Origin of the sequence: Pseudomonas helleri (assembly GCF_001043025.1) — a bacterium.
GTDB classification, from domain to species: Bacteria; Pseudomonadota; Gammaproteobacteria; order Pseudomonadales; family Pseudomonadaceae; genus Aquipseudomonas; species Aquipseudomonas helleri.
Genome location: NZ_JYLD01000005.1, coordinates 351,509 through 367,542, shown reverse-complemented (window position 1 = coordinate 367,542; position 16,034 = coordinate 351,509). Strand labels below are relative to the sequence as shown.

Below are 16,034 nucleotides of genomic sequence, written 5' to 3'. Positions count from 1 at the left end.
AGCAGTATTTTTATTGATATGCACTCTATCTAAAATTTAAGTAACATATTTTCTGTCAAGGAAGTCATATGCCTTTCACCACAATATCCGTAATAGGCTTAGGTTATATTGGTCTGCCTACTGCTGCAGTATTTGCATCCCGTAAAAAGAAAGTTATTGGTGTTGATGTCAACCAAAAAGCAGTAGATATTATAAATCGCGGTCAAATTCATATTGTCGAACCTGATTTAGACATGGTTGTACATGCCGCAGTTACCGAAGGTTTTTTGCGTGCAACAACCAAACCAGAACCCGCTGATGCGTTTCTGATTGCTGTGCCAACACCGTTCAAAAATGATCATGAGCCCGACCTAACCTATATTGAAACCGCAAGCAAAAACATTGCACCAGTTTTGAAAAAAGGCGACCTAGTTATATTGGAGTCAACTTCTCCTGTCGGCGCTACGGAACAAATGTCTGCTTGGTTGGCTGAGGCGCGACCGGATTTAACCTTCCCGCAAACTCATGGTGAAGATTCTGATATCCGTATTGCTCACTGCCCTGAACGTGTATTGCCTGGCCATGTACTACGTGAGCTAGTCCAAAATGACCGCGTTATCGGTGGCATGACTCCAAAATGTTCCGAACTAGCCATCTCCCTATACAAAATATTTGTACAGGGAGAATGTATTGTCACCAATGCACGCACTGCTGAAATGTGCAAACTTACAGAAAACAGCTCCAGGGACGTGGGCATCGCTTTTGCGAACGAATTGTCAATGATCTGTAACGAGTTGGATATCAACGTCTGGGAGTTGATCAGTCTGGCCAACCGTCACCCACGAGTTAACATTTTGCAGCCAGGACCAGGTGTTGGCGGCCACTGCATTGCTGTCGATCCTTGGTTTATTGTCAGCAAAACACCTGAACAGGCACGTTTAATCCGCACTGCTCGTGAAGTCAATGACAGTAAACCGCAGTGGGTAATAGATAAAGTTAAGTTAGCTGTTGCTAATTTTCTACAATCTAATCCAGATAAAACATCAAAAGAAGTAACAATTGCATGTTTTGGATTAGCTTTCAAAGCAGATATTGATGATTTGCGAGAGAGTCCAGCTGTAGCGATCACACAAAAAATTGCATCTGAACATCCAGGAACCGTTCTGGCAGTAGAGCCAAATATAGAAACACTGCCTGATAAACTTTCTCAAAATATAAATTTGGTAGACATCGATACTGCGCTAGCAGAGTCTGATTTGATTGTTCTCTTGGTTGACCACAGAGAGTTTAAAGAAAGTCAAATTCGCATCAGCAAGAAAAATCATGTTATTGACACTCGAGGAATAAATAAAAATACACAAAGCTAATAAATAATTTTAATACTCAAACCAAAGAATCAAACCTGAACATGCTTTCTCAGACTAAAAAATGTGCACACCTAAAAGCACATCGCTCATATTAAAACTCAAATAGAGCAAGCATGTTCAGCGCACATATATTTATAAGTCCCATCGTATAAAGGCTATTTAATTATGGACTTAAGAATATATCGAAATTTTCTTTCCATGGTTGCGCTTCAAAGTGTCAATTACATAGCTCCTTTAGCAACATTACCCTACCTAACAAAAACATTAGGTCAAGATAATTTTGGGGCGCTAAGCTATTGCATTGCATTAATTGCTTTACTAACGGTTATAACAGATTGGGGATTCAACTTAAGCGCCACAAGAAAAATATCACTTCATAAAGATGATGAATATAAAACAGCACAGGTTTTTTGGGGCACTTTGGGGGCAAAAATATCTATAGCTGTCACAACACTTTTTTTCCTGATAATTGCAACAGCTTCAATTGATACTGTCAGAGGTCTAAGCCATATACTATTCATAACATGGCTCATGGTTCTGGGAAATGTAATAACAGTAAACTGGTATTTGCAGGGTGTAGAGAAATTTGGCTTAGTCGCAACTGCAGGAATAATTGCAAAACTTCTTACGATACCAGCAATCTTTATATTCGTATCAACACCTGAAGACACTTGGATTGCAGCGCTCATAAACTCCTCTAGCACTCTACTCGTTGGATTCATATCCATTTTTGCAGTATTTAAACTAGAGAAAATAAAATGGTGGCGCCCTACAATTAAAAACATGATAGAGCAGACAAAAGATGGATGGGATATATTTATATCAGCCTTATCTGTAAGTCTATTTACCAATATAAACACAATAATACTAGGGTCCATCTCAGGAATGGGACAAGTAGCAATCTACAATGCGGCCGACAAAATCAAAACAGCGTTAAACATGCCATCCTCACAACTAACAAATGTAATATACCCCCGAGTATCAGCCTCTTTTAATGACTCAACTGAAACTTCAAAAAAGCTCATAAAAAAAACGCTGGCTTTCAATATCACAATAACTACAATAACATTGATATTTCTTTTGTTTTTTTCAGATAATATTGTGTCACTGATCTTTCCAAAAGATTTTTCTGAATCCGGCAAAATTCTAATAGTTTTATTTTCAGCATACTTATTTGGAAACATCGCATACCCTATAGGTCTTCTAGTGATGTTAAATATAGGTATAACGCGCGCTAGAAGAAACATAATGTTGACGGCAGGATTGTTGAGCATTCCAGTTAGTTATGTTTTGTCGCTTAATTATGGCGCTATGGGCGCTGCGTACTCCATACTTATAAGCGAAAGCCTTATTCTTTTAGGCTTTCTAGTAGTTTTATATTTTAAAACCCGGACTCATTGAAAGATGAAGATTTATATTATTTCGCTTGAGACTTCACTCCGCCGAAGCAAAATAAAAGAACGATTAAACGAAGTTAATCTCGATTTCGAGTTTATCAGTGCAGTTGATAAAAATAGCATAACAGAAAATGAAATAAATGCACTATACAATGCCGAGGAATGCAAGAGAAGACATGGCCGGGATTTAGTAAAAGCAGAAATCGCATGCTTCATGAGTCACATTAAAGCTTGGCACAAGATCGCTGACCAAAACGAATGTGCAATCATCTTAGAGGACGATGCAATTCTTACTAGTGAATTTAAACTTGCTACTGACTTTCTGAGAAAAACACAACACGATAATGATGTTGTACTTCTGGGTCGTTCTAAACAAAGGATAGACGACGAAAAAAAACATTACTTCCACAATCCGATATTCAACAAAATAGGAACTAGAAAATTTGCCATAGGCGAAGTATTCAAACTCTGGACATCGGGTATGGTTGGCTACTATGTGACAAGTATAGGGGCTAAAAAACTAATTAAAATTAACAACAAAATTAAGTGCGTATCAGATGACTGGAGCTACCACGCAGAAAACGGCATAATTATTAACGAAGCTAGACCATATGTTGTCTGGGAAGATTTTGACAACATGCCCAGCAATATTGAATCAGAAAGAAGCTCCGTAACAAAAAAACGAAATATTATTATTTCAACTGCATTACCACCAGCACGAATGGTAAGAGCATTATATAGAAACCTCATGGCCAACTTTAAGCAACACAAGCAATAACAAAAGAATAACGGCTGCGCATAATTACACAATACATGACTTCAACCAAAAAAAGAAACATACTAAGCAAGGTGAATTATGATAGCAACTCAGCTATACAGAGCTGGCAATAAACTACATAGCCTTGGTATTCCAGGATCCGCTTTTTTGTTTAAAGTTTTAATTCGTCTCATCTGCAACTGCGCAATTGACCCGAAAACTTCAATCGGAAAAGGTAGCTTTTTTGCCTATGGCGGAATTGCTGTAGTAATTCATAAAAATGCCGTTATTGGTAGAAATGTAACCATTTCACAATGTGTGACAGTTGGCGGAAAATCTGGAATAGCCAAAGTGCCAAGACTAGGAAACAACATTCACATTGGCGCTGGTGCAATAATTTTAGGAGATATAACGATAGGTGATGGAGCAATTATTGGCGCCGGAGCGGTCGTGCTGTCGGACGTTGGTGAAAATGAAATCTGGGCAGGAGTTCCTGCACGAAAAGTAAGATAGCTATAGAATATAATTCACCACAATATAAAACTAAACAACTTGGAACTTATAAATTAAAACATCAATTAGACACGGATATCGCAGCAATATAAAAAACCACTTCAGAAAGCCCGACATACAAGTGTGCATAACACGGGAACATGTATACGCTAAATATTTTAGCAGCAAATAAAACAGAACTTATTATTCCGGAGCTCTTCTTGAGTAGCCATACAAAGAAATCGGATTTATTTAGACTAGCAGGATATGGCTTGATAATTTGTGTGGCTTTAATGCCATTAGCAGACTTTCTTACGATATATGCTAGGAGCATTGAATCTTCGACTTTCGAGCGAGTGTCGCTAGCATACCGTACAGCAATTGTTATATTTGCATGCATCGTCTGCATTTCAACTGCAAAAAGAAAAAAATCTTATATACTTAAATCTTTTGTGTTATTTCAAATTACAATATGGCTATACCCTTTATTCACTCAGCAAATTGATATCTCATCTACAATAGAGAGCTCAATGCTTCTCTTGAAATTCTATGTGATTTTTTTATTTTTTTATGGCTTTACAGCCTTGTTAAATAGCAGACTAATAAGCAATGAACAACTAACTAGAATCACAACTTTTTTAATATACGTATATTCTTTGGCGATAGTTTTCGGCGCAGTATTTGGTGTTGCACTGATGCGCTATTATGATACAGATCGCTGGGGGGTTAAGGGAATAATCATATCGGGCAACGAAGCCTCTGGAGTGCTACTAGTGTCTTTAGCATGGTCCATGCTCCAATTTAGTCGCTCACAGAGCAGAACATTACTACCTTTGGTGATAGCCGCATTACTATTGAGCGGTACGAAATCCTCAATAATAGGCATGCTAATACTTTTTGTTGGTTATTATATAGCCAAAGGAGGAATTTCTAGCATTATTAAAATGTGTTTTTCAGCTCTCCTATTGATACTGGCAAGTGGATATTTTTACTTATACTTTGACGCTGTACAAGAAGCCGTAGCTAAATCCGCAGACTACTTCGAATATCAGTACTATAACTTCGCAAACAAATCATTAATAACACTTGCTCTTTCCGGAAGAGACTTAAAACTCTACACCGTATACAACGAAATAATAAATGATTACCCTGTGGCATTATTTATCGGGGGATTCCCTGTTGGTTCATACTCAACTGAAATGGATTTCTTTGACTTGCTGGCGCTCTCGGGCATATTTGGAGTTTTGATATATACATATTACTGGCTACGTATTTGGAAAAAACAATTTATATATAATAAGTTTGAATCTAGATTTCGTCTTGCATTTGTAATCACTTTCATTGCACTTGGGTTCTTAGGGGGACACATGTTCTACTCTGCAGTGACAGCCCCTCTATTAGCTTCACTCGCAATAAGCTTTCGAGAAAATCAAATAAGAAATAAAAGAAAAACCCAAAGACCTCTCTACATAAGAAGAGAAAACCTGTCACCCAGTATTTAGTAAGAGTGAATATGAATAAAGACGTAGATATCATTGGTCCTTATCCACCGCCATTCGGAGGCGTTTCAATTCATATTAGTAGAATTATTCCTTTGATGCGTGAAAACGGTCTAAACCCGATCGTATACAATCAATACAACTACGAAAATGAAGATTTAAAAATTTTTGCAACAAGAAAAAGCATCAAATGGTGGCTCACATATTTTTTTAAAAACAAAAGCCCTGTAGTACACTTCCATCAATTTTCAATATTACACTTCCCTTACTTACTACTACTATCAAGACTCTCTAGTAATAAAATTATCCTAAGCATACATAATGAGAAAATCTTAACCTATCCTCGTGCATTAAGGCTTGCAATCTTAAATACGTTAAAGCTTTCACGTTTATCCTGCATCATCATCGTATCTAAAAGACTTTGCTCTACGATGAATGATCATAAAATAAAAAATGTAACATGGTTGCCAGCCTACGTTCCGCCTCCTAAAACACAATCTACTCCGCTCCCAAATGAGTATGGTATAAAGGTCGCATACAATGCGGCTCAGCTTTCAGACATTAATGCTATAGAAACCTATGGAGCGGACCTTTTGCTAAGACTTGCAAGAGATAACCCATCAATTGGATTCTATATATTCATTGGCGAGCCTTCCTCGAAATTATTTTTTGAGGATTACATCTCTCAATATAATATAAAAAACTGCATGGTTTTTTATGGTAAACCACTTGTTGAATACTTGGCCTCAGCAAACATTTTTTTACGACTTAATCGAAAAGATGCTTATGGAATCTCTATTGATGAAGCACTTGATTTAGGCGTAATAGCTATAGCTTCCGATGTCTGCACTAGGGCAAAAGGCTGCATCCTTTATAAAAACAACGATTATGACGATCTCTCAAGCGTTTTCTATAATACTATTAACAAACCTTCTGAAGATATTCAGATATCACGTGAACCTTCAAAATACCATCTGCAACTAATAGAAATATATAAAAACCTACTATCGTAATATAGCCAGATAAAAATCTACCGATAATCGGAAACTTTTAATAAACGAAATCGCTCACCAACTCAAGAGGTGTGCCAGGCCTAGAAGCCTGACTCTATTTATGGCTGATACAATTTCTTTAAATCACAAACTTTTAGATTCGATCCGTGCAGATGATTATTCTGGTTTCGATCCTTTTGATTCATTAAACAGCAAGATATTAAAAGCAACGCCTTTATATAAGAGCGCATGGATCCGTTTGGCTTGGCTCCAATTTGGAAAACGTTCCCCCGTAAATTTTCGCCAACTACTAAGAGTGCCTAAAAAGCGCAATCCAAAAGGGGTAGGCCTCTTCATCTCAGGCCTAATACAAGACTATCTAAGAACAGGTTCACTAGAGTATCTCGAAGAGGCTAAAAAGCTTGCTAACTGGCTGTTAACAGAACGAAGTGACCAAAAAAAATGGCAACATAGTTGCTGGGGCTATCACTTTGATTGGCAGGCACGAGCTTTTTATGTCCCTGCTGGAAAACCTAATATTATTACAACGTGCTATGTCGCACGCGCACTGTATGAACTTGGGACATTAACTGCGGATAAACATTTAATAGAAATAGCTCTCGACTCTGCTTACTTCATCTCAAAAACCCTATTTACAAAATCTTCAGGCCGAAGCTTCTACGCTTACATTCCCGGGGAGACTGCATTCGTGCACAACGCTAGCCTCTGGGGGGCTGCCTGGTGCGCATTTGCTGGAAAACAGTTAGGTGATGATCAACTCGTGATTCAATCGTGTGAAGTTGCGCGCCAATCTGTTCAAGAACAATCGATGAATGGGTCATGGGTTTATGGTGCCCTTCATCATCATCAGTTTATCGATGGATTCCATACAGGGTATAATCTCGAAGCTCTATTATTACTAAGAGATGCAACTTCCAATGGTGAATTTGACGACTGTATTCAAATGGGCTATGACTACTACGTAAATACTTTTTTTACAGAGGATGGCACAGTAAGTTACTACAATAATCAAGTTTACCCTATAGATATGCACAGTGTTGCTCAGGCAATATTCACACTTCTCAAGGTAGGTGGAACTAAGAAAGACCTTGAGCTGTGCGAAAAAATAATAACTCGTGCCAAAGAAACTTTATACCTGCCTAACAAAGGGCAGTTCATTTATCAAAAAACGCGCAGATTTAAAAACAAAATAAACTATACCCGATGGACACAAGCTTGGGCTTATAGCTCTTTGGCTTTTTATAACCGATATCGCGCAGAGAAAAACCATGCAGAGAATTGATTTTTTGGGTTGCCCTATGGATGTAGCATCCATGAGCGATACTGTCGAAACAATCCGACATGCAATTTCAAAGGGTGATTTCACCCAGCATGTGGTTGTAAACGTGGCTAAACTTGTCAACATGCGCAATGACTCTCAACTTAGAGAATCAGTACATTCTTGCGACATTATCAATATTGATGGCATGGGTGTTGTTTTAGGAGCGCGCTTTTTAGGTCACTCCGTTCCCGAGCGTGTAGCTGGAGTAGATTTGTTTCATGAGCTATTAAAAATGAGCACTGTTAACAAACTTCCTGTATTTTTACTGGGCGCTGAACAAGAAGTATTAACTCGCACTGTTAACAATGTACTTGATTTATATCCAGAACTTATTCTCGCAGGTTATCACCATGGTTATTTTTGGGATGACGAACAAGCTATCGTAGATAAAATTCGAGCATCTGGTGCACAGTTGTTGTTTGTTGCTATTACATCCCCTAAAAAAGAGAACTTTATAAACCGTTGGAAGGATCAGCTAGGAGTTAACTTTGTCATGGGTGTTGGCGGCACTTTTGATGTAGTAGCTGGCAAGGTAAAACGTGCTCCTAAATGGATGCAACAATATGGCTTAGAATGGCTTTATAGAGTGATCCAGGAACCCGGCCGAATGTGGAAGCGCTACCTTACCACTAACGTCCGATTTGCCTATTTACTAATTATTGAAAAATTGAAAAAAAAGGAAAGTTAACCCAGCGCCATTTAAACATCACATATTATTAGCGAATCAGTCATTAGGGCGCCTACCCAAACACAATTTTAACTATCTTCAAGCAGCAAAATCATCCATACATGTAACTTTTCAGAACATGCATTACAACTTACAAACATTATTTGTACTTTCTCTTAGGTTTCAATAGTTGCTATTTTTATCTAGTCATCCCAAATCAAGACAATAAAACTCCTGCGTTTGCAAGATCTACTTGCCGGTCAAGTCTTGAAATGTTACAAAAGGTCAGCAATAATCAGGCCTTGACGCGGGTACTATTAGCAGGTTTTCGTGGCCTAAATGCCTAATTAGGAGTTCCACTCCAATCCAGACTCAGGTAATTTAATGCTCCTACCTCGAGTTAGGAACCGTGCAACCACGTCAATATCGACGATTTTTCAAAAGGATTTCTCAATGAACAAATTTCTTATCTCCGCACTCGCACTGGCTTTGAGTGCATCGGCATTCGCAGCTGAGACTCCTTCATCCGCATCGGCGCCGTCTGACGCAACCACAAGCGCAGAAGCAGGTACTGCAGGTTCAGCTTCAGGCACATCCCTCGCTACTTCTACTGGTGTATTGGGCGGCGTCAGCACCGCTACCGCCGTAGGCGTGGGTGTTGCGGTTGCAGCAGGCGCAGCAGCCATCTCTTCTGGCGGTGGCGGCGGTGGCGGCAGCAACGGCGGTACTACTGGTACCACAGGCACTACAGGAACCACTGGCACCACCGGTACTACTCGTTAAGTACCCGCCAGGTTGATCGAACTAAACCACCTGGCTCGCGCCAGGTTTTTGATTTTGATGTGTTTCTTTTACAAGTGTCCCCAATGATGATTCGTAGTTTGTCGCTCGCGGTACTTGCAGGGCTTGCCCTGCAAGGTTGTATGTTTTCGCCTGGTCAATACCTGGATACCAGTGAGATTGGCACAGAAGGCTCACCAGAAAGCAGTCGGGTTGAGTTGATACCCATCACCCCCAAGCTGATTGCTCAAAACGCAGCGACCTACGTTTCAAGCTCGGTGCCAGCAGAATTGTTGGCATTCAAGCCACAGGCTTACAGAATTGGCGCAAATGATGTGTTGTACATCACGGTGTGGGATCACCCCGAATTGACAGCGCCCTCTGGCCCGCAACAACAAATTGATGCAAACGGCCGTCTTGTAAGGCCTGACGGCACTATTTTCTATCCCTATATAGGCAATGTTGATGCCGCGGGCAAAAGCATTGAAGAGTTGCGCGCGATTATAGCCCAGCGCTTGGCTCAATACGTTGATAGCCCGCAAGTGGATTTAAGCGTTTTACGTTTTGCCAGCCAAAAGGCCACACTATCTGGCGCAGTTGTAAAAGCTGGCCCCATGCCCATTACCACCACGCCTGTGAGCGTTGTTGAAGCTTTGGGTGCAGCCGAAGTTGACCCTTTAAATGCAGACTTATCAGGTCTGACGCTGACCCGCGATGGACATGAGTATGTTCTAAACATGGACGCGCTCAATACAGCCAAAGGATCGCAACTGCATAACATCTACCTGAAAGATGGTGATCAGTTGTACTTGCCGTACAACGACCGTAAAAAAATATATGTCATGGGCGAAGTGCTAGCACCGCAAGCAATTAGGTTCAAGACCAAAAATATGAACCTTGCCGATGTAATCGGTTCGGTCGGCGGGATGAACCAAAGCACCTCCAACGGCAATGCACTGTATGTGATTCGTGGGGCGGAAAATCTTGAAACAGAGCCGGCCAAGGTCTACCAACTGGACGCCCAATCTCCGGTAGCGTTTGCCGTTGCCACGCACTTTGAACTGAAGCCCCAAGATATTGTTTACGTGGGCCCGGCACAGGTTACTCGTTGGAACCGCTTGATCAGCCAATTGCTGCCTTCAGCGACTATTTTGGGCACTGGTGCCTCTGCAACCAATAACCTCAGTGAAGCTAACAGCCGATAAGGTTTGAGCCGTTTTGAAAATTCTTCGTAACCGCTCTTGGCTATTGGTGGGCTTGCTGCTGTGTGGCTGCAGCCCACTGATGAAAGGCTCTATCGATACCTTCAAGGCTGCTGTTCAAGGCGTTCAACCTCTGCAAATAACAGAGGCAGACGTTGCAGCAGTCCCTTATGCGCAAATCAAGGTCACTACCCGCTCCAGTGAAGGGATTATGGCCAGGCTGCGCCAAGAGAGCGACCTGCAGTACTGGGTCGCCTCCGGCAAGCAAGTGTTGATTACCCGTGACGGCCTTGTTGAACGCACTGTCGGCCTGCCACCCAACCTTGAGAGCACCCGTTTTGACGGTCCCTCTCCGTTCAAACAAGGCTTACAGCACATCACTGATGGCGCTACCAGTACTCGACAGATTGATATCTATGACGGTCAGCGTGTCGGTGTAACAGTGCACAGCCGTTTTCGCCGTAAAGGCCTGGAGACGGTCAAGATCCTTGATAAACCCTATGCACTGCAACGTATTGACGAAGAGATCGTTATGCCGGCATTGGGGTTCAGTGGAACCAACCGTTACTGGGTGAGGCCGGATGACGGCGTGATTTTGCAGAGCGAACAATATGCAACGCCAGAGATTTTATTGCAGATCGTGCACCTGCGCCCAGACTGGGAGCCTGCAAGGTGAGTGAGTTAAAAAAACTGACCGCTGGACTGTTGTTAGGCGCATCTATATTTGGCTTCATTCAGCATAGCCAAGCAGCCGTGACTGTTAGCGGAGAGGTACGTAACCCGGTGAGTGTTGCCTACACACCGGGCATGCGTCTGCTGGATGTCATCAGCCAAGCCCAACCCAACCATAATGATTATTGGCTAGCGGCTGGGTGGCTGCATCAACCTCTGATTGAACAGCAAACGCGCTTGAAAGTCGGTGTACTGTTCGATTTGAAAATGCTGCAACGCGGGTCTTTGCTTAATAACAATGTCGCCCTAGCCTCTCTAGCTGAACGCTTGCATGAATATGTGAGCGGCTTACCTGTGACCGGACGTAAAGTTGCCAACCTGGACCCAGTCGCATTGGAAGTAAACTTTAGCCATAACTATTTGCTCAGCGATGGTGATCAGGTGATCTATCCGCCTCGAATCAACCGAGTAAGGGTTGTCGGGGCGGTGGCTGAACCTTGCAACCTGCCCTATCAGGCCATGCAAGAGGCGCGCGACTATCTGGACAAATGCCCCCCCTTGAAAGAGGCAGATGTGGACTTTCTGTGGTTGATACACCCAGACGGGACCTATAAGCAGGTACCCACTGCTGCATGGAACCGTAAAGACGGTGTTTATGCGGTAGCTGGCAGCACGATCCTGGTACCTGTACACAATGACAACCCGGATTTACCCACGCCTGATTTAAATGAGCAGCTGGCGCAGTTCCTCGCCACTCAACTGTTGGCTGAGGTTGCACCTTGAAGTTACGTTTTTTTATTGTAATTCTATTGCCATATGGCTTTGTCCATGCGGAGCCACGCTATACGCAGAATGATTTCGGCGGTGTTGGATTGTTGCAAACGCCAACAGCTCGTATGGCTCCTGCAGGTGAACTGAGTCTAAACGCTAACCGCACGGATCCATATTCTCGTTATAGCTTATCCTTGCAACCACTGGATTGGCTTGAAGGTACTTTTCGCTATACCACAATTAGTAATATCAAATACGGCCCAGAATCTTTTAGTGGCGACCAAAGCTATAAAGACAAGGCCGTTGATGTTAAAGCACGTTTATTACAAGAAACACATTGGGTTCCAGAAGTCGCGCTAGGCTTTCGGGACGTAGGTGGCACCGGGCTATTCTCAAGTGAATACTTTGTTGCTAATAAACGCTATAAAAATTTCGATTTTAGCTTAGGCATCGCTTGGGGCTATCTAGGAAATCGAGGGGACTTCGCAAACCCGCTGGGTTATTTAGACGATGGATTCAAGGACCGCCCATTTGAGACCAGCCAATCCACTCCCGGCGAAGTAAATACGACTTCATACTTTAGAGGTTCACCGTCACTATTTGGTGGAATTCTTTATCAAACACCTTTACCCTCGCTAAGTTTAAAAATCGAACTTGATGGTAACGACTACAAACAAGAACCACAAGGCAATAGATTCAAACAAGACTCGCCAATAAACATTGGAGTTGTATATCAACTCAATGAAAATGTCGACCTAACTGCTGGCTGGGAGCGCGGAAATACAGCCCTATTTGGTATAACACTTCATACAAATTTTGTAAGTCGCAAAGCCCCGACCAAAACTTTCGATCCGCCTGCTCAGCCGCTACCGACTCAAGAACCGGTCACCCCGTTAACTGAGGTCGATTGGGCTGAGGTTTCCAAGCAGTTGGATAAAAATGCTGGTTACAAAGTTGAACGTATTTCACAGCGCGACTCGGAGCTTACGGTATACGGCGAGCAGTCTAAATATTTTTACTCAGCCAAAGCCGTCGGCCGAGCCAGCCGGATCCTGGACAACAATGCGAATAGCGATATTCAGTGGTTCAATCTGGTTAACAAGCGATACAACATGCCTATCGAAGAAACCAGTGTTCCGCGCTCGACCTTTCGAGATGTTATCAACAATGAACAAGATCTGGTTAATCTTCACCGTACAACTGAGGTCAATCGCGCGACCCCGCGTATTGAGAAAACCCTGTTTCAACAGAAACCAGACCCTTTCACTTATGGTTTCGGCTTAGGTTACCAACAGAATATCGGCGGCCCTGATGGGTTCTTGCTCTACCAAATCAGCGCCTATGCCGAAGGGCAATATCGTTTCACCCCTGGAACTTGGGCAAGTGGCGGCATCAGTGCAAACTTGCTGAACAATTACGATAAGTTTAAATACGATGCACCTAGCGGCTTGCCACGTGTGCGTACCGATGTGCGTAAATACGTCACGACTTCAGATGTAACGATGCCTGCTCTGCAACTTAACCAAGCTCGCCAGTTGGATCAGGACCTTTACGGCATGGTTTATGGCGGTTACCTGGAGCCTATGTACGCAGGGGTTGGCGGTGAACTGCTGTACCGTCCAATGGGCGAACGCTGGTCGATTGGTGCAGACTTGAACTATGTACGCCAACGTGACTTCGAGCAAGATTTTGGTCTGCGTGATTACCGGACAATCACCGGCCATATCACCGCTTATACAAAACTGCCGTTTGATCTGGATGCCGCGGTAAGCGTTGGCCGCTATTTGGCGCGCGATTGGGGCACCACTATTGATATCTCCAGAGAGTTTTCCAATGGCGTAAAATTTGGCGGCTGGGTCACTCGTACCAACGTCTCATCTGAAGAATTTGGTGAAGGCAGTTTTGACAAAGGGATTTATATCTCGATTCCATTTGACGAAATGATGAGCGTCTCGACCATGAGCCGCGCCGGCATTGCTTGGGCCCCGCTAACACGTGACGGTGGCGCCATGCTGCATCGACAGTACTCTCTGCATACCATGACAGATGGCCGCAACCAGGATGCGTTTTATGAAAACTTTGGCAAGATTACGGAGTGAGTCAACTGGTTCAGCGCTGGTTTGAGCAAATCGTTACTCAAAGCAACGCGACTCAATGGTGGGAGCGGGCCTGCTCGCGATGGCATTCAGAGTGCCTCATTTAAAAGGCAAACACGCTAGATCGTTAGCGAGCATCGCGAGCAAGCCCGCTCCCACAGAAGCAGAAATCACTTAAGTGAATAGCATTGCAGTCAGGCGCTGATTTTTTGAGCTTTGTAAGCAGACAAGGGTTGTTCGAAGGGCTGCATTTGCAGCCCATGCCGAAGCCCTTTTCAGAAGATAGGCCACTCGGTGTGCACTTAGACGGCGATGATGCTCGACGAAGGCGATCGTTTTTTTGATCACCCAACGCTGTCAAAAATCCAATTTAAAAAATCAATACGGCCGCGCCGTTATAAAAAGTCGGCTTCCATACGGGCGGCTATGGCAAAATCTAGCCGCCTCTACGTACTTGGGTTAGGTGATATGCTTTTCGCAGGATACAAAGCAGACGCGCTGAGTTTTTCAGTGTTAAATTTTGCGCACACACCGGTGTTAATTGCCGATATAAATACTGTGGTCTCATCTGAGGTTTTGCATCTTGATTCCTTCAGTCCAGCATTGAGCCACAACCTTAACCTCTCTAAGCTTGAAGCAGTTTTTTTTGAAATTAATAGCCCTGATATAACAAATGATAGCCTCGAAGTTTTAAAAAAAATCCGCCAAACCAATCAGACTGCCTGTGTTTTCATACTAGTGACACACAGCAAGTCATTTTCCGGTACACATTTTTATATTTCGGGCGCCGACCATTGTTTAAAACTGTCCAGCGACACACAAGAAAGAAAAAAAAATCTATCTAAAACATTAGAAGATTCACATTGGAAATCACCGACACAGTTATACCTAGACCGTACACGACTACTTCTGTGCAGCACCACCTATAAACTTGATATTTCATATACCGAAATGACAATTATAGATGCACTTATAAAAGCACCTGAGCATGTCATGAGCCAAGATAGCATTGCCAAAACATTGGACCCCAATATTATTTTCTATGACCCTAGAGCACTAGAGAAAACTATCAGCCGCTTAAGAACTAAAATAAGAAAAGCCTACAATATTGAGCTTATCATTAGTGTCCGCGCCTATGGGTATCGTTTGCGCCGAGGGACTATCTCGAGATAAGTAGGTCGTTCAGCACACATACACTCTAAAACTTTTTATTTAAGCATATCTGTAGCTGCGCAAAAAATCACAGGAAATCCATGGAGGAACCTAATCATGAAGGCAGCGTTCAGCATCACTAACAGTTTCACATCTAAAACCACCAGCTTTAATTTATACGCTTCGCCAAAATGTTGCGTATCACGACCAAATACAATTAAAGCCCCAACCTCAAATAGAGTGTCGATTACCTACGTGCCAACCTCTACATCTCCAGACCCAGCCTACTCACCACTTTCGCAGACCTGGTTCTTTGATTTGGCTGCTAGAGAGCTGTGTAACACTACAGCCCGCATTCAACTCACGGCTATTGAATCGCTGCTTATTAATACGCTAGTACTCAGTACCGAGCGGATTTGTAGCAAACAAGAGCTGATTGCCGGCATCAATAAAGACCCCTTGGCTTACAGTGGGCTTGAAATGTGCTTGAGCCGTCTGCAACAAAAATTTCGAGCTGTCTTTGACGAACGTTTGTTTCGCTCAGTGCGCAATCGGGGCTATTGCTTGGTGCAAGACGTAAAGATCACGCACTGACACCCAGTTACGCGACTTCAAAGAGGTCTGCTGTGCTATCACGCCTGATAGAACCTAGTAGATTAAAAAAACATCAAACAGCATGCTCAGGACCGTTATAAATCGTCGAGCTCTAACGAACAATTTTCCTTATTATCGACATCTAGCTCAATATCGACAGCATTACCGCTGTGCGTCACACAGATATGAAGTGCGCCTAATTTAATCTTTCCATCATTAGCCACTTCTATATAATCAGAGACTTTTACAAGGCTGATACCTTGATACATACTCGC

At 42.7% G+C, this 16,034-nt stretch carries 14 protein-coding genes; all 14 read left to right on the top strand.

Annotated elements, in window-relative coordinates:
• The first annotated feature begins 68 nt into the window (after positions 1 to 68).
• The 14 genes from wecC (at position 69) to TU84_RS26450 (ending at position 15,759) form a co-directional block, all read left to right on the top strand.
• Entirely contained in the window at positions 69 to 1,346 is a 1,278-nt protein-coding gene (gene wecC, locus TU84_RS10935) for a UDP-N-acetyl-D-mannosamine dehydrogenase (RefSeq protein ID WP_048369067.1), read from the top strand.
• A gap of 165 nt (positions 1,347 to 1,511) precedes the next feature.
• The gene (locus tag TU84_RS25540) at positions 1,512 to 2,747 is read left to right on the top strand and encodes a flippase (RefSeq protein ID WP_082148677.1); all 1,236 of its coding nucleotides are present in this window, start codon (positions 1,512 to 1,514) and stop codon (positions 2,745 to 2,747) included.
• Between the two features lie 3 nt (positions 2,748 to 2,750).
• A complete protein-coding gene (locus TU84_RS10925) occupies positions 2,751 to 3,521 on the top strand; it encodes a glycosyltransferase family 25 protein (protein WP_053225211.1) in 771 nt (256 codons plus the stop codon).
• Positions 3,522 to 3,599: 78 nt separating this feature from the next.
• On the top strand, positions 3,600 to 4,013 hold the full coding sequence (locus TU84_RS25535) for a serine O-acetyltransferase (RefSeq protein WP_082148676.1): 414 nt from the start codon (positions 3,600 to 3,602) through the stop codon (positions 4,011 to 4,013).
• 140 nt (positions 4,014 to 4,153) lie between these two features.
• On the top strand, positions 4,154 to 5,494 hold the full coding sequence (locus TU84_RS10920) for an O-antigen ligase family protein (RefSeq protein ID WP_082148675.1): 1,341 nt from the start codon (positions 4,154 to 4,156) through the stop codon (positions 5,492 to 5,494).
• A gap of 11 nt (positions 5,495 to 5,505) precedes the next feature.
• The gene (locus TU84_RS26050; RefSeq protein WP_157403795.1) at positions 5,506 to 6,504 is read left to right on the top strand and encodes a glycosyltransferase; all 999 of its coding nucleotides are present in this window, start codon (positions 5,506 to 5,508) and stop codon (positions 6,502 to 6,504) included.
• A gap of 100 nt (positions 6,505 to 6,604) precedes the next feature.
• Positions 6,605 to 7,786 carry a hypothetical protein gene (locus TU84_RS10915; RefSeq protein ID WP_048369064.1) on the top strand — a complete coding sequence of 394 codons (1,182 nt, stop codon included), beginning with the start codon at positions 6,605 to 6,607 and terminating at the stop codon, positions 7,784 to 7,786.
• Positions 7,787 to 7,817: 31 nt separating this feature from the next.
• Entirely contained in the window at positions 7,818 to 8,513 is a 696-nt protein-coding gene (locus TU84_RS10910; RefSeq protein WP_277620856.1) for a WecB/TagA/CpsF family glycosyltransferase, read from the top strand.
• Positions 8,514 to 9,361: 848 nt separating this feature from the next.
• Complete coding sequence (locus TU84_RS10905; protein ID WP_048369102.1) at positions 9,362 to 10,477, top strand: polysaccharide biosynthesis/export family protein; 1,116 nt, start codon at positions 9,362 to 9,364, stop codon at positions 10,475 to 10,477.
• A gap of 13 nt (positions 10,478 to 10,490) precedes the next feature.
• On the top strand, positions 10,491 to 11,150 hold the full coding sequence (locus TU84_RS10900; RefSeq protein ID WP_048369063.1) for a YjbF family lipoprotein: 660 nt from the start codon (positions 10,491 to 10,493) through the stop codon (positions 11,148 to 11,150).
• Entirely contained in the window at positions 11,147 to 11,929 is a 783-nt protein-coding gene (locus TU84_RS10895; protein ID WP_082148671.1) for a capsule biosynthesis GfcC family protein, read from the top strand. The genes TU84_RS10900 and TU84_RS10895 overlap by 4 nt, the downstream gene beginning before the upstream one ends.
• Positions 11,926 to 14,016, top strand: coding sequence for a YjbH domain-containing protein (locus tag TU84_RS10890; RefSeq protein WP_048369062.1), 2,091 nt, complete (start codon positions 11,926 to 11,928; stop codon positions 14,014 to 14,016). The genes TU84_RS10895 and TU84_RS10890 overlap by 4 nt, the downstream gene beginning before the upstream one ends.
• 312 nt (positions 14,017 to 14,328) lie before the next feature.
• A complete protein-coding gene (locus TU84_RS25525; protein WP_241486400.1) occupies positions 14,329 to 15,186 on the top strand; it encodes a helix-turn-helix domain-containing protein in 858 nt (285 codons plus the stop codon).
• A gap of 96 nt (positions 15,187 to 15,282) precedes the next feature.
• Positions 15,283 to 15,759, top strand: coding sequence for a winged helix-turn-helix domain-containing protein (locus TU84_RS26450; protein WP_241486399.1), 477 nt, complete (start codon positions 15,283 to 15,285; stop codon positions 15,757 to 15,759).
• Positions 15,760 to 16,034 lie beyond the last annotated feature (275 nt).